Source organism: Labrys sedimenti, from assembly GCF_034424805.1.
Taxonomy (GTDB): domain Bacteria; phylum Pseudomonadota; class Alphaproteobacteria; order Rhizobiales; family Labraceae; genus Labrys; species Labrys sedimenti.
This window is the reverse complement of record NZ_JAXOUF010000002.1, coordinates 811,145-824,416: the sequence shown is the minus strand read 5'-3', so window position 1 is coordinate 824,416 and position 13,272 is coordinate 811,145. Positions and strand designations below refer to the sequence as shown.

The 13,272-nt window shown below is 62.7% G+C and carries 15 protein-coding genes and 2 tRNA genes; 9 read left to right on the top strand and 8 right to left on the bottom strand.

What is annotated here, in order from left to right; all coding sequences use genetic code 11:
- The first annotated feature begins 221 nt into the window (after positions 1-221).
- The 7 genes from U1R88_RS10275 to U1R88_RS10245 all read left to right on the top strand — a co-directional run bounded on the left by U1R88_RS10275 (position 222) and on the right by U1R88_RS10245 (position 4,957).
- Complete coding sequence (locus U1R88_RS10275) at positions 222-773, top strand: cupin domain-containing protein (protein WP_068296893.1); 552 nt, start codon at positions 222-224, stop codon at positions 771-773.
- Positions 774-811: 38 nt separating this feature from the next.
- Positions 812-1,456 (top strand): HTH-type transcriptional regulator RutR, encoded by a 645-nt coding sequence (rutR, locus tag U1R88_RS10270; RefSeq protein WP_322431128.1) that lies wholly within the window; start codon positions 812-814, stop codon positions 1,454-1,456.
- A 14-nt stretch (positions 1,457-1,470) separates the two neighbouring features.
- Positions 1,471-2,034 (top strand): hypothetical protein, encoded by a 564-nt coding sequence (locus U1R88_RS10265; RefSeq protein WP_322431127.1) that lies wholly within the window; start codon positions 1,471-1,473, stop codon positions 2,032-2,034.
- Positions 2,035-2,304: 270 nt separating this feature from the next.
- Positions 2,305-3,180, top strand: coding sequence for a phenylalanine 4-monooxygenase (phhA, locus tag U1R88_RS10260; RefSeq protein WP_322431126.1), 876 nt, complete (start codon positions 2,305-2,307; stop codon positions 3,178-3,180).
- A gap of 157 nt (positions 3,181-3,337) precedes the next feature.
- Positions 3,338-3,408: transfer RNA gene (locus U1R88_RS10255), tRNA-Cys, on the top strand.
- Between the two features lie 3 nt (positions 3,409-3,411).
- Positions 3,412-3,478: transfer RNA gene (locus tag U1R88_RS10250), tRNA-Met, on the top strand.
- A gap of 318 nt (positions 3,479-3,796) precedes the next feature.
- Entirely contained in the window at positions 3,797-4,957 is a 1,161-nt protein-coding gene (locus tag U1R88_RS10245) for a slipin family protein (RefSeq protein WP_322431125.1), read from the top strand.
- A 29-nt stretch (positions 4,958-4,986) separates the two neighbouring features.
- Here U1R88_RS10245 and U1R88_RS10240 read toward each other — a convergent pair whose 3' ends face one another.
- From U1R88_RS10240 to U1R88_RS10210, 7 genes are all read right to left on the bottom strand, one after another.
- Positions 4,987-5,661: a hypothetical protein gene (locus tag U1R88_RS10240; protein WP_322431124.1), complete on the bottom strand. Its 675-nt coding sequence runs from the start codon at positions 5,659-5,661 to the stop codon at positions 4,987-4,989.
- Between the two features lie 259 nt (positions 5,662-5,920).
- Positions 5,921-6,235: an EthD family reductase gene (locus U1R88_RS10235; RefSeq protein ID WP_068296876.1), complete on the bottom strand. Its 315-nt coding sequence runs from the start codon at positions 6,233-6,235 to the stop codon at positions 5,921-5,923.
- A gap of 192 nt (positions 6,236-6,427) precedes the next feature.
- Positions 6,428-7,741: an NAD-dependent dihydropyrimidine dehydrogenase subunit PreA gene (gene preA / locus U1R88_RS10230; RefSeq protein ID WP_322431123.1), complete on the bottom strand. Its 1,314-nt coding sequence runs from the start codon at positions 7,739-7,741 to the stop codon at positions 6,428-6,430.
- An 11-nt stretch (positions 7,742-7,752) separates the two neighbouring features.
- Positions 7,753-9,102, bottom strand: a complete 1,350-nt coding sequence (locus U1R88_RS10225; protein WP_322431122.1) for an NAD(P)-dependent oxidoreductase — start codon at positions 9,100-9,102, stop codon at positions 7,753-7,755.
- Positions 9,103-9,304: 202 nt separating this feature from the next.
- Positions 9,305-10,138 carry an anti-sigma factor family protein gene (locus tag U1R88_RS10220; protein WP_322431121.1) on the bottom strand — a complete coding sequence of 278 codons (834 nt, stop codon included), beginning with the start codon at positions 10,136-10,138 and terminating at the stop codon, positions 9,305-9,307.
- On the bottom strand, positions 10,135-10,662 hold the full coding sequence (locus tag U1R88_RS10215; protein ID WP_068296864.1) for an RNA polymerase sigma factor: 528 nt from the start codon (positions 10,660-10,662) through the stop codon (positions 10,135-10,137). Before U1R88_RS10215 ends, U1R88_RS10220 begins: the two co-directional genes overlap by 4 nt.
- Positions 10,663-10,808: 146 nt before the next feature.
- Complete coding sequence (locus tag U1R88_RS10210; RefSeq protein WP_149254391.1) at positions 10,809-11,078, bottom strand: (2Fe-2S)-binding protein; 270 nt, start codon at positions 11,076-11,078, stop codon at positions 10,809-10,811.
- 272 nt (positions 11,079-11,350) lie between these two features.
- Here U1R88_RS10210 and bfr point away from each other — a divergent pair, with 272 nt between their 5' ends.
- Positions 11,351-11,833, top strand: a complete 483-nt coding sequence (bfr, locus tag U1R88_RS10205) for a bacterioferritin (RefSeq protein ID WP_322431120.1) — start codon at positions 11,351-11,353, stop codon at positions 11,831-11,833.
- A gap of 137 nt (positions 11,834-11,970) precedes the next feature.
- Entirely contained in the window at positions 11,971-12,672 is a 702-nt protein-coding gene (locus U1R88_RS10200) for an aspartate/glutamate racemase family protein (protein WP_322431119.1), read from the top strand.
- 103 nt (positions 12,673-12,775) lie between these two features.
- Here the strand turns inward: U1R88_RS10200 and greA are convergent, their stop codons facing one another.
- Positions 12,776-13,261, bottom strand: a complete 486-nt coding sequence (greA, locus tag U1R88_RS10195) for a transcription elongation factor GreA (protein ID WP_322431118.1) — start codon at positions 13,259-13,261, stop codon at positions 12,776-12,778.
- Positions 13,262-13,272 lie beyond the last annotated feature (11 nt).

The following is a 13,272-nucleotide window of genomic DNA, read 5'->3' as shown; positions in this document are numbered from 1 at the left end:
TGGCAATAGCTTTGCCTTGAATTTGAAAATTATGCCAACTCTTTGTTGTCGCAGCATCATTCCTATTTCAGCCACAGTTTCTACCGCAGTTTTTATTCCGGAACGAACGATCAACAACAAGCGTTAGGTTCCCAAAATCAACTCCCTTGAATGCAAAGTGGAATTGCCGGCAGCGTTCATGATATTTAACACCCTAAACAGGGCAGACAAAGGACGCCACCATGCAGAACGTCGATTTGGGCTCGCTGCTGCGGCGGGTACGCGAGGCGCGCGGATTGTCGCAGCGCCAGCTTGCCAAGCGCGCCGGCATCTCCAACGCCACCATCTCGCTGATGGAATCGAATGCGGTGAACCCTTCGGTCGGCGCCCTGAAGCGGGTGCTCGACGCCCTGCCGATCGGCCTGGCCGAATTCTTCGCCCTCGACGCCAATCCCGGCCGCAAGGTGTTCTACCGCTCGGACGAGATGATGGAGATCGGCCGGGGACGCGTCTCCTACCGTCAGGTCGGTTCGGATCTGCGCGGGCGCGCCCTGCAGATGATCTCCGAACGTTACCAGCCTGGCGCCGATTCCGGCAAAGTGCTGCTGCACCACCAGGGCGAGGAATGCGGCATCATCATTCGCGGCCAGCTCGAAGTCACCGTGGGCGAGGATGTGGCCGTGCTCGGCCCCGGGGATGCATATTATTTCGACAGCCGCGAGCCTCACCGCTTCCGCAATGTCGGTGACACGCCCTGCGAGCTGATATCGGCTTGCACACCGCCAAGCTTCTGAGCCATGAAGGAATGGGAACAACGAAACAGGAAGCGCTCATGGCAGAGGGGGGAGAGGCCGGCCGGCAACGCAACAAGACCAAGCTCGGCCTGGCCAATATCGACAAGATCCTCGACAGCGCCCTTTCGGCCTTCTCGAAACACGGCCTGCGCGGCACCCGTATCGACCAGGTCGCCGAAGCCGCCGGCATGTCGAAGACCAATCTCCTCTATTATTTCCGCACCAAGGATGCCCTCTACGAGGCGGTACTCACGCGCACGCTGGAGGTCTGGGTCACGCCGCTCAAGCAGCTCGATGCCACGCGCGGGCCTGTCGCGGCCCTGACGTCTTATATCGAGCACAAGCTCAAATGCTCACGGCTCTATCCGGAATCCTCCCGTCTCTTCGCCATGGAGATCATGCAAGGGGCACCGCATCTCAAGAAGGTGCTGGCGACGGACCTCACCAACACCGTCCGGCAGAAGTCGGTCATCATCCAGGGCTGGATCGCCGATGGGAAGCTGCGCCCTATCGAACCCTACCATCTCCTCTTCATGATCTGGGCGACCACCCAGCATTATGCCGATTTCGCCACGCAGATCAGCGTCCTCACCGGCAAGGACCTCACCGACGATGCCTTCTACGAGGAAACGCTGAAGACGCTAACTGAGACCATCCTGCGCGGCGTGCTGGCGGAGCGCTAAGAGCAGGAGAGCCGATGAAACTGCTCAGGCGGCGATGGCGACAGGCTCGCTGGATCGCCAAGGAAGCCGGTTCGGGCACACGCAGTTTCGTGAAGGGGTTTCTGCGCGGCTTCCGCAATGGCTTCGATGCCGCACAACGCGGCGAGGGCGAGGCGTTCAAGCAACGCAATCGCGAGGAATGGAACCAGTTCAAATCCGCCCTTGGCCCGATGATGCAGGAAACCGGCGAGACCTTGCGCAATATCGACCGGGATCCCTGCCGCTTCCTGCTGGTGGAGCCCGGCTCCCCGGCCCTGCTGTATGACAGCCGGCTCTATCTGGACGAGCGCTATGCGGCGAGCCGGCCAACGCCCGAACAAGCCGCCAGCGCCGTGATGGCCGCGGCATGCGGCGATTTCGGCCTCCACTTCCGGCAGGTACCACGTGGCGACGGCCAGGCTCGGTTCGACGTCTTCGCGCCTCCTATCGGCTTCGGTGCGATCGGCAAGTCGGCCGAACCGGCCGAACTCACGGCGCAAGCCCTCGCCGGTCTCGAGAATCGCTGTGTTTACCTGACATCATTGGCGCCGTCGCCGTGATGCGACCGCGACAATCACGAGGGTAATTTTCAGAAAGGCCAACCGGCTTCCGTCCTAATAAAATCTGCCAAAACAGGGCGTTAGAGACGAAATACAACCCAGAGAAATCGCATTTTGCCCTGGCAGGCATGCTATCATCACCCCATATGGACGGAGGGGTCACCCCCTAGAGCAAAGCACGTTCAGGCGCGTTTGCTCTAACTCCTCGTTCCGACGCGTCTTTGCGATTCTTGGTGATTCCAAGAAATCACAAAACGCTTTTGGGAGGACATGATGGGACACGCGGTACTGAGTGCTCAAACCATCGAGCAATGCATCATCCCGCAAGATTGGCATCGCTACAGCACCGAGGATCACGAGACCTGGTCTATCCTGTTCCAGCGCCAGGTCGCGGCCCTGAAGGGCCATGTCGCGCAGGAATATCTGGATGGCCTCGCGACGCTGGGTATCGACGAAACGGGCATACCCAATTTCGAACGCATGAATGAAAGGCTGCGGAAGGCTACCGGCTGGGAAGTGGTGGCGGTGCCCGGCCTGATCGCCTCGCGTCCCTTTTTTGAGATGCTGGCGAGCCGGCGCTTTCCGGCCGGCACCTTTATCCGGACGCGCGCGCAGCTCGACTATCTGGAAGAGCCCGACATCTTCCACGATGTCTTCGGCCATGTGCCGCTGCTCACCAACCCCGCCTATGCCGACTATATGAACGAATATGGCCGGCTCGGCCTCGAGGCCATCGATAACAAGGGCGTGAAATTCCTCGCCCGCCTCAACTGGTACACCATCGAATTCGGCCTCATCCGCAAGCCTGAAGGCATCCGCATTTATGGCGCGGGCATCGTCTCTTCCTTCGGCGAAGCGAAATACGCCGTGGAAGATGCTTCCGCCCACCATCTCGCCTTCGATTTCGAGCGCGTGATGCGCACCGGCTATTACATCGACGACTTCCAGGCGAGCTATTTCGTGATCGACCGCTTCGAGCAGCTCTTCGACCTGCTCGAAGGCCTGGACGGGCCTGCTCTTTTCGGCGACCTCCGAAAGAAGTCGACGCTCTCCCCCTTCGAGATCCTGCCGGAAGACAATGTGCTACGCGGGGGGAGTGCCGAGTATTGGCGCGAGTTTCCCGTCACCAAACCCAAGCTCAAATAAAATATTTCCGAAATCCCTCTTGCATGGCCACGGGGATGCGGCTACAAGCCGCGCCCCGGTCAACCAGCCGGAACGATGTCAGCGGCCGGAGCTCGAAACCTCCGCCCGCGCAGGTGGCTTTGTCGTCCTGTGTACGGATATCGTTTCGGGACCGGATTGGGATGTAGCTCAGTGGTAGAGCACCGGCCACACAGCCGGAGGTCGCGGGTTCGATTCCTGCCAACTCACCCTCGGATAGCTCAGTGGGTAGAGCAGTAGACTCATAATCTACGTGTCGAAGGTTCGACTCCTTCTCCAAGCGCCTGAAAAACGCTTCACCCTTGACGGTCCGGGAACTGGCATGCCGACGGTCCTCCGCAGAGGCCGCACCCGCGGGGTGCTGCTTCGATCGGAGTACCCGAAGCCGTTCGCCCGCGGCCTGGCCTGCGGATAAGGGCAAGACGCCCGGCGACCGGCGACGAAGCCTTCGGGCTCCGTGCTCGCCGCCCGGCCTTGCGCCCCGCTGCCGCCGGCCCGCACGGGCAGACGTCACCGGTTCCCGGATCTTTGCCGGGACCAATCCTCAATCACGAAAGGACAATCGGCAGATGAGCTGAGCTCGCCGAAAGGAGACGACATGACTTTTCTCGACCTGATTTTGCGGCGCCAGCGTGTCGTGGTGAAGGAAACCGAGCGCGCCATCGTGCTAGGCAAGGGCGAGGTGCGCGCCATTCTGGGGCCGGGCGAGCACATGCTCGCCGGCCGGAGCGACGAGATCGAGGTCCTGCACCACGACATCGAAGCCGGATCGTTCAGCTCCCCTCTCGAGAAGGCCTTGTTCGACAAGCTTCCGGCCGTCGCCGAGCAGCATCTGCGGCGTTTGCGTACCGCGCCGGGCACGGTCGCGCTCGTCGAGCGCGATGGTGTCGTCCACGCAGTGCTCGGCCCCGATCGCAAGCTCACCGTGTGGAACGCGGCCGGGCCCTGGGCCTTCACGCCGATCGAGCCGCCGGCCGATCTTGCCGTCGAGCCAGGCCTGATCCCGCGCCTGGTGCAGGCCCGCAAGGCCGAGCTCGTGCTGCTGCACGCCGTGCAGGACGGCCAGGTCGGCCTGCTCTATGTCGATGGCGCCTTCATCCGCACCCTGCCGCCGGGCGTGCATGGCTTCTGGAACATCGGCAAGCCGGTTCAGGTCAAGGCGATCGACGTGCGCCAGCGTTCGCTCGACGTCAACGGCCAGGAAGTGCTGACGCGCGACCGGGTGACCATCCGCGTCAACATCGCGGCCGAGTTCCGCGTCGCCGACCCGGTGAAGGCGGTCACCGCCGTCAAGGATTGCGAGGATGCCTTCTACCGCGCGCTGCAATATGCCTTCCGCAAGGCGCTCGGCACCTTGACGCTCGACCAGCTCCTGGAGCGCAAGACCGTGGTCGATGCCGAAGCTGCCGAGAAGGTGCGCGTCGACATGGCCGCCATCGGCATCGAGGTCGGCGAAATCGCCCTGAAGGACGTGATCCTGCCGGGCGAAATGCGCGAGATCCTCAACCAGGTCGTGGCCGCCGAGAAGCAGGCCGAGGCCAATGTCATCCGTCGCCGCGAGGAGACGAACGCCACCCGTTCGCTGCTCAACACGGCCAAGGTGATGGCGGAGAATCCGGTGATGCTGCGACTCAAGGAGCTGGAAGCCCTGGAGGCGATCGCCGGCAAGGTCGAGCGCCTGACGGTGCATAACGGTGTCGGCGGCCTGATGAACGATCTCGTCAAGCTGCGGGATCTGGCGCCAGGCAATGGCAAGTGAGATGGGCGGGTCTGCTGACCCGCCCATTTTCAACGCGCGGCCAGGAAAGCCTTCATGTAGAAGCCGGCCTCCTCCGGGCCATAGGCTTTGTCAGGCGCAACCGGGCAGGCCCGGCGGGCAAGGCATCCGCCCTGCCGGCAGGCGCTCCCCTCGGGCGAGCGCACATGCCGGACGCAGCGCTCGACATCATAGCCCGCCTGCGTGAAGGCACCGACAGGACAGGTGCCAAGGCAGGGCTTGTTCGCGCAGGCCTGGCAGGGATTGGCCGCTTCTCGGCGCGGTGGCAGATCGAGCCTTTCGGTGAAGGCGAGTGCGCCGCGATAGCTGTGCCATAAGCCGTGGGCGGGGTGCACATAGATCCCGAGCGGTGAGGCGAAGACGGTATCCCCGCGTTGCGCCCAGCGCTGGAAGGGCCAATAGGGCGGGCCGCCGAAGGGATAGAGCGCCAGCGCGCCGAACTCGCCCGCCATGGCATCGACAACCCGCTTCGACCACCGGTCGAGCGGGTGGGGCAAGCCATCGGCAGCCTCCGGCGCGACAGCAAAATGCGGCCACTGCCGGCCATCCGCCCAGCCCAGCAAGACGAGGGTCGCCACGGGACAGCCGCCGATAGCGGGCATGCCATCCTCGGGCCGGACATGGAAGGCACCCCGCAGCGAGAGACCGGCGGTTTCGACATGGCGGCAGAGATCGGCTAGCTTCACGCGGATTGCCCGAATTGACGGGCATCTCGCCCATGTCGACCCAACGGGATAGATACAGGATCGTTGCGCCGACCTCCAGATCGGCGTCCTCCACCAGCCAACATCACATTTTCCAGGGATGCCGGTCCGGGGATCGGCACACCCTGCTTCAGGTGCCTGGCCTGGCGAGGTCACGGACCTATAAAGCGCATCGGATCGGTGCGCCATCACAACGCCGATCCCAGAAAGTTCAACGGCTACGCCTGACGCACGAAGCCCCCTACGCTTCAACGATTTCGCTGATCTGCACGATGGGCGTGATGTCCGTATAGTTGGCGACATCAGCGACGATCTCCGCGCGGTGGGGACCGAGAGCCTCCTGGAATACCGCCAGGGTTGGCGAGTAGACATGGCACGCCGCGACGAATTCCGGCGCGCTTCCGGGTTCGGGACCCACAAGGCCCCTATCGATCTCGTAGCGCAGGCAGGCATCGCCGAGCCGTTCCTGGATCAGTGGCATGTGGCGGGTGCGGTAGTAGTCGTGATCGAACTTCGAGCCGCCATCGGCCCGATAGTAGACACTCATCTTGATCATGGTGGGGCTCCTGCCTGAACGCTTCTCCGAGCATTCGAGGGGCCTTTCTAGGTCATCGACTCGTCAAGTGCATCCAGATTTCGGCACCATGGACCATCGCCACAACCGTGCTGTCCGCCGCGGGACAGGCCGCGACTGCCGGGAACCGGAACGGGGATCCCAACATGCAGCCGGGATACCCGTCCTCTCGACCTATTCCGCAGCCGCCTTGGCATGCACGGCCGGATTGTTGGGATGCTCCTTCCAGGTGCGATGCCCGCCCACCGGCCTGCCGGTGCGCTTGTCGACCCCGGACATCACCGGTTCGAGCGTGATGCAGTCCTCGATCGGGCAGACCACGGCGCACAGATTGCAGCCCACGCACTCCTCCTCGATCACCTCGAACTTGCGCTCGCCGGCGACCATGTTGGTGATGGCCTGGTGGGAGGTGTCCTCGCAGGCGATGTGGCAGCGGCCGCATTTGATGCAGGCATCCTGGTCGATATGGGCCTTGACCACATATTCGAGGTTGAGATGCTGCCAGTCGGTCACCTGGGGGATGGCCTTGCCGACGAACTGGTCGACGGAGGTATAGCCCTTCTCGTCCATCCAGTCGGATAGGCCGGAGATCATCTCCTGCACCACCTTGAAGCCATAGACCATGGCAGCCGTACAGACCTGCACGGTGCCGCAGCCGAGCGCCATATATTCCACGGCGTCACGCCAGGTCTCGACGCCGCCGATCCCAGAAATGGGAAGCCCGCGGGTCGCCTCTGCCCTTGCGATCTCCGAGACCATGCTGAGGGCGATCGGCTTCACGGCCGGACCACAATAGCCGCCATGGGTGCCGAAGCCGTCGGTGTTCGGCCAGGGGCGCATATTGTCGATGTCGACCGAGACGATGGAGTTGATGGTGTTGATCAGCGATACCGCGTCGGCGCCGCCGCGCTTGGCCGCTTCGGCCGGCTTGCGCACGTCGGTGATGTTGGGCGTCAGCTTCACGATCACCGGCATGCGGGTATATTGCTTGCACCAGCGCGCGACCATCTCGACATATTCGGGCACCTGTCCGACGGCCGAGCCCATACCGCGTTCGGACATGCCGTGCGGGCAGCCGAAATTCAGCTCGATGCCATCAGCCTCGGTGTCCTCGACGAAGGGCAGGATCGACTTCCAGGCATTCTCTTCGCAAGGCACCATCAGCGAGACGATCAGCGCCCGGTCCTTCCAGTCGCGCTTGACCTGCTTGATCTCGCGCAGATTGACCTCGAGAGGGCGATCGGTGATCAGCTCGATATTGTTGAAGCCCATGACCCGGCGATCCTGGCTGTGCCAGGCGCCGTAGCGCGGCCCGTTGACGTTGACCACCGGCGGGCCCTGCTCGCCGAGTGTCTTCCAGACTACGCCGCCCCAGCCCGCCTGGAAGGCGCGGACGACATTGTATTCCTTGTCGGTCGGCGGCGCGGAGGCCAGCCAGAACGGATTGGGAGACTTGATGCCCAGGAAGTTGGTGCTGAGATCGGCCATATCGTTTCTCCTCACGCAGCCTTTGCTTGGGACTTAAGGGCTTGATCGATCGAGAGGGCGGCCTGCTTGCCGTCCTCGACCGCCGCCACGGTCAGGTCCTTGCCGCCAGCGACACAGTCACCACCGGCCCATATGCCGGGCACCGAGGTGCGTTGCTCGGCATCGACTGCAATCCGCCCCTTTTCGAGTGCGAGCGCTATGCCGTTCACTTCCTCGGGCAGGAAGGACTGCCCGATCGCCGTGAAAAGCTGGTCGCATTCGAGCCTGACGGTCTCGCCGGTGCCCGTGAGGCGCCCGCCCTGCTCCACGGTGTATTCGAGTTCGACGGCGACCAGCCTGCCGTCCTCGGCATGCAGCCGCGCCGGCTTGAGCCAATGACGGATCAGCACGCCGTCGGTCTGAGCGACCTCCTGCTCGTAGTCGGAGGCATTCATCTGCGGCTGGCCGCGGCGATAGGCGATGGTGACGCTTTCCGCCCCCAGGCGCTTGGTCTGCGAGGCGATGTCGATGGCGGTCATGCCGCCGCCGATCACCACGATGCGACGCCCGACCGGCAGGTCGGCAAGATTGGTGGCCTGACGGAGTTCCGCGATGTAGTCGACGGCGTCGATCACGCCCTCGATACCCTCTTCCAGGCCAAGATCGTTGGTGTCGCCCAGTCCCATGCCGAGGAAAACCGCATCATACTCACGAGCGAGGCTCGCCAGTTCGACGTCGCGGCCAAGCCGCTTGCCATAGTCGATGGTGATGCCGCCGATCGCCGTGATGTAGTCGACCTCGGCCTGGGCAAAGCCGCCGGTGCTCTTGTAGGCGGCAATGCCGTATTCGTTGAGGCCGCCCGCCTTTTCGCGCGCCTCGAACACCACGACCTCATGCCCGAGCGTTGCCAGCTTGTGGGCGCAGGACAGGCCCGCCGGACCGGCGCCGACCACGGCGACGCGCTTGCCGGTGGGCGCGCCACGCTTGAACAACTGCCGGCCCTTGGCGAAGAGTTCGTCGGTGGCATAGCGCTGCAGGTTGCCGATCTCGACCGCCCTGCCCTCCGAGGTCTCCTTGACGCAGGCTTCCTCGCACAGCGTCTCGGTGGGGCAAACACGGGCGCACATGCCGCCCATGATGTTGGATTCCAGGATGGTCCGGGCCGCGCCGACCGTGTTGCCGGTCATGATCTCGCGGATGAACATCGGAATGTCGATGGAGGTGGGGCACGCCTTCACGCAGGGCGCGTCATAGCAGAACAGGCAGCGCTCGGCGGCAACCCGCGCCTCATGCCTGCCGAAGGCCGGATGAAGGTCTGAAAAATTGCTGGCGAGCGTGGGGGAATCGAGACGGCCCCGCGCAATGTCGGATCGTGCAGTCATCTGAACCTCTGGTATTTGGCTCTTTATTTTTTACCAGTTGATCAAAAGAAAGAGTCGCTGTCAATCACACTTTTGAACGGCTCCAGAGTGAGAATCCGCCTGGCCCGCCGGCTTGGCAAGCGGATTCATCAAGGCGAGGCCCGGGCCTGTCCCGGAACTGCTGGACAGGAAAGCCGGGCAAGCCGAGGGCGCCTGTCGAGATCTACGCCGAGATCTGCTTTGCCAGGATGGCTGCGAGCTTTTGCATGATCTCGTCCGGCCCGTGGCCGATCAGCATGTAGGAACGTTCGGCATCCGACCAGTAGACGACGTTGAAGCCATTGCGCTGTTCGAGCGTCGGCGGCGTCACCGCCCCGGGGCTGTTGCCATAGATGCAGAAGGCAAGCGGGCCCGTCAGTTCGTCGAGATAGGCGATCTCGACCAGGGGCGCATTGTCGTAGTGGAAGAGTTCGACGCGCTTGAGCTCCTGGGCCGGCAGGCTGATCTTTTCGGGCGTCAGCGGGAAGCCGAGCCGGCGCGTCGCCGCGGCAAGATCGCGCTGCGCCGTGGAGACGTCGTTCGGCATCCAGTCGAGCGTCTGCGACGTGGTCAGCCCCCAATAGTCGGCAACGGTGGAACGCCAGGCATCCGCTCCTTCATGATCGCTGCGCTGCGCCGCAGGCAACGGCCAGAGGCCGGGCGGCATGTAATGGCCGACGCTGGTTCCCACGACGAACAAGGCGAGCGCCGCCGCAACCGCGGCAGGCGGGATGCGCCAGCGCGAACGCGGTGCATTGTCGTTGACCACCGCTGCCGGAACCGCGGCCTGGCTTTCGGCCAGGAGCGCCTCCAGACGCTGCCGTGGCGCATATGCGCTCAGGGCCTCGTAACTCTGCTTGAACGGAAGCGAGCCGGCCGCAAGCGCGTCCAGCCTCGCCTTCAGGGCCGGCTCCCGGGCAAGGCGAACCTCCAGCCCCGCATGCTCTTCGGGAGGAAGGGCTCCATCCAGAAAGGCAACGAGATTGGCGTCATCGGGTCCCATCTCTTGCGCACTCATGATGACTCCCCCGCAGCGCCCTCCGGCGTATCCTTGTTGAGATGAGCGAGCCTGAGCCTGGCCGAAGCCAGGCGGCTCATGATGGTTCCGATCGGCACGGCCAGCATGTCCGCCGCCTCGGCATAGCTGAGCCCCTCCGCATAGACCAGAAAGACGGTTTCACGCAGCGCTGCAGGCATGGCCTGTACCTGCCTCAACACTTGAGCAGCCAGAATATTCGTTTCGAACTGCCGCTCGCCGTCAAAAGACAGCACACTCTCGGCCTGCTCGAGCTCGACGGGGTTGCGTATCTTGTTGGCCCGGATTTCGTTGAGCCAGATCGAGCGTTCAATGGCGAACAGCCAGCGATCGAGCCGGGTCCCCGGCATGAATTGGTGCGAGCGCTCCAGCGCCCTGAGACAGGTGGCTTGCACCAATTCCTCGGCAGACTGTCCACTACCCGACAGCACGAGTCCGAACCGCCACAAGGCCACGAGATGCGCGGCGAGGCCGGTTCGAACGTCCTGGTCACCTGATTGGGGCATGAATCGCCTATGCCGATAGGGAGCGGCATAATTGTGGCGCGGCGGGCAGGAAACGCAACCGTGAGATAGGAGCGGGATTTTCGGCGGCCAAACGCTGCTGGAGGCTGCTTTGCCCGTGCGTTGTTTACAATCGCTTGGTGTAATGCCTATTCGGCGGCGTCGAGCAGGATTTCGTCGGTGTTCGCCGCCTCGACCATATCACGCAGGGCGCAATCCTCGGTGCAGTCGTGGCAGCGTGCTGCTGCGCGCGCATCGGCGAGAATCTGCCGTACGGTGATCAGGCAGCGGCCGCATTCCGGCCCGCAGCCCAGGCAACGATAGGCATCCGCGGCCGAACGCGGACAGCCAGGCTGCTCGGTCGCGAGCGTGCTGGTGAAATCCTCATCGGTCAAAACACGGCAGGAACAGACGATCATTCGCAGCGATCTTGGGTTCGAGCAAAGGCAGTGACGCGAGTGATGTGGACGGACACGAGCGCCTTGTCAATGGTTAGGCACAACAATAGAATCGTTATAAATCAGTAGTTTAGAATGAGAATAAACTGGGAGTTAGCCCGGCTGCGGTCGGCAGATTTGCGGCTTCCCCTCCCCCGGCAAAATCCTCCGGACAAATTTGCCGCCATCAGGGCTTGCCTTAATTTAGAATTCTTCTAATGTGATTTCAGTCCACCAAGTACGGAGAAACGTCCATGAAGGGCGACAAGAAGGTCATCGATTATCTCAACAAGGCGTTGCGGAGCGAACTGACAGCGATCAATCAATATTGGCTGCATTACCGGATCTTCGACAATTGGGGCCTGCTGGGCCTCGCCAAGAAGTGGCGCGCCGAATCGATCGAGGAGATGCAGCACGCCGACAAGCTGACCTCCCGCATCCTCTTCCTGGAGGGCTTCCCGAACATGCAGACGCTCGATCCGCTGCGGATCGGCCAGACGGTGAAGGAAGTTCTCGAATGCGATCTCGCCGCGGAGCGTGAGGCTCGCTCCCTTTATCAGGAAGCTGCGGAATATTGCCGCACCGTCAAGGATTTCGTCTCCGAGAACTTGTTCAAGGAATTGATGACCGACGAGGAAGGCCATATCGACTTCCTGGAAACCCAACTCGACCTGGTCGAACGCCTCGGCATCCAGAACTATTCACAGAGCCATCTCGGCGGCTTTGCGGAAGAATAAGCCGTTCTTCAGACCTATCGGACAAGGCGGTCGTTTTGACCGCCTTTTTCTTGGTGGCACCGGCCTGCAGCGATGACAGGTGTCTGTACGGTAACCGCAGCGACAATTGCCACGCTTTCGTAGCCGACGAGGACCCCATGCCGAGAAGATCGACGACAGACATCAACCCAACCAGGATCGGCCTGATCGGCGGCTTAGCGGCCAGGGCCGGGATCTTCTACTACGAGCGGATCCTGCAGAAATATCAGGAGGCAAAGATCGCGCTCGACCTGACGTTGAGGCATGCCGACGTCGCCACCGTGCTGCACTATGTCGGATCGGGGGACAGGGACGGACTCGGCCAGTATTTGGGCTCGCTCGCCAATGAACTGTTCGACGCCGGCATGGACACGGTGTCCATCACCGCCGTCGCGCCGCATCTTGCCATCGACGAAATCAAGAGACGATCGAAGGGCCCCATCATCGACGTCCTGGCAACCATCCCGGGCGCCCTGAAATCCGGGGGTTTCGAACGTGTCGCGATTTTCGGCAACCGGGCCGTGATGACCTCGGCTATTTTCGGCGCCGTGCCGGAACATATGGTCGTCAAGCTCGATCCACACGAGATTGCGCGCGTACACGAGACCTACACCGACATTGCCCTCGCCGGTAAGCGCGGCACCAAGGCCGAGGTCGCCTATTTCGACGATCTGGCCGGCGAACTGCTCGACCGGAGGGGCGCCCAGGCCATCATGCTGGCCGGAACGGACCTATCGTCCTTCTATGCGGATAGCGAGCCTAATTTTCCTTTCCTTGATGTGAGCGCCCTGCACATCCAACAAATTCTCGCAGGAATCTGAGCGGCATCGGTGGCGAGGAATTACAGCACGGCATCAAGAAGTTCGAGTCTGGTGTCACGGTCGCATGTCGATCCTTGAACTGCTCCTGCAGGACTGGCGCGGTTCAGTTCGGTTCCGGCATGATGTCGACCTCGACGACCTCGCCCTCCTGCGGCCCGACGCGAACGACATCCCCGACATCCTTGCCGAACAACGCCTTCGCTAGTGGCGAGACATGGCTGATCCGGCCATGGGCGGCGTCGGCCTCGTCTTCGCCGACGATGCGCCAGATCTTTTCGCGCCCGTCCGGATAGTGCAACGTGACGGCCATGCCGAAGCGAATGCCGGCATCGGCGGCAGAGGGGACCACCAGTTCCGCCGAGGCTCGCCGGGCAGCCCAGTAGCGAATGTCGCGCGAGGCATTGCCCATGGCGATGCGATCCCCGGCAGCTTCGGCCGTGGCGAAAAGCAAACGCGCCTGCCTGAGCTCGGCCTCGATCATGGCAAGGCCGCGCGCGGTGACGAGATTGCGCTCGATCGAAATCGGCCGCTCGGGAAGGACATGGGCGTCCTCCCCTTCCTGGCCGTCCTGGGTAAAGGCTCGGCTCATGATGCGACGAT

Bases quoted from the DNA above. Each gene is read 5' to 3' on its own strand.
- U1R88_RS10265 (WP_322431127.1), top strand. From the start codon at position 1,471: ATGAAACTGCTCAGGCGGCGATGGCGACAGGCTCGCTGGATCGCCAAG.
- U1R88_RS10200 (WP_322431119.1), top strand. From the start codon at position 11,971: ATGCCGAGAAGATCGACGACAGACATCAACCCAACCAGGATCGGCCTG.
- bfr (WP_322431120.1), top strand. From the start codon at position 11,351: ATGAAGGGCGACAAGAAGGTCATCGATTATCTCAACAAGGCGTTGCGG.
- rutR (WP_322431128.1), top strand. From the start codon at position 812: ATGGCAGAGGGGGGAGAGGCCGGCCGGCAACGCAACAAGACCAAGCTC.
- U1R88_RS10275 (WP_068296893.1), top strand. From the start codon at position 222: ATGCAGAACGTCGATTTGGGCTCGCTGCTGCGGCGGGTACGCGAGGCG.
- U1R88_RS10245 (WP_322431125.1), top strand. From the start codon at position 3,797: ATGACTTTTCTCGACCTGATTTTGCGGCGCCAGCGTGTCGTGGTGAAG.
- U1R88_RS10220 (WP_322431121.1), bottom strand. From the start codon at position 10,138: ATGAGTGCGCAAGAGATGGGACCCGATGACGCCAATCTCGTTGCCTTT.
- U1R88_RS10235 (WP_068296876.1), bottom strand. From the start codon at position 6,235: ATGATCAAGATGAGTGTCTACTATCGGGCCGATGGCGGCTCGAAGTTC.
- preA (WP_322431123.1), bottom strand. From the start codon at position 7,741: ATGGCCGATCTCAGCACCAACTTCCTGGGCATCAAGTCTCCCAATCCG.
- U1R88_RS10215 (WP_068296864.1), bottom strand. From the start codon at position 10,662: ATGCCCCAATCAGGTGACCAGGACGTTCGAACCGGCCTCGCCGCGCAT.
- U1R88_RS10210 (WP_149254391.1), bottom strand. From the start codon at position 11,078: ATGATCGTCTGTTCCTGCCGTGTTTTGACCGATGAGGATTTCACCAGC.
- U1R88_RS10225 (WP_322431122.1), bottom strand. From the start codon at position 9,102: ATGACTGCACGATCCGACATTGCGCGGGGCCGTCTCGATTCCCCCACG.
- greA (WP_322431118.1), bottom strand. From the start codon at position 13,261: ATGAGCCGAGCCTTTACCCAGGACGGCCAGGAAGGGGAGGACGCCCAT.
- phhA (WP_322431126.1), top strand. From the start codon at position 2,305: ATGATGGGACACGCGGTACTGAGTGCTCAAACCATCGAGCAATGCATC.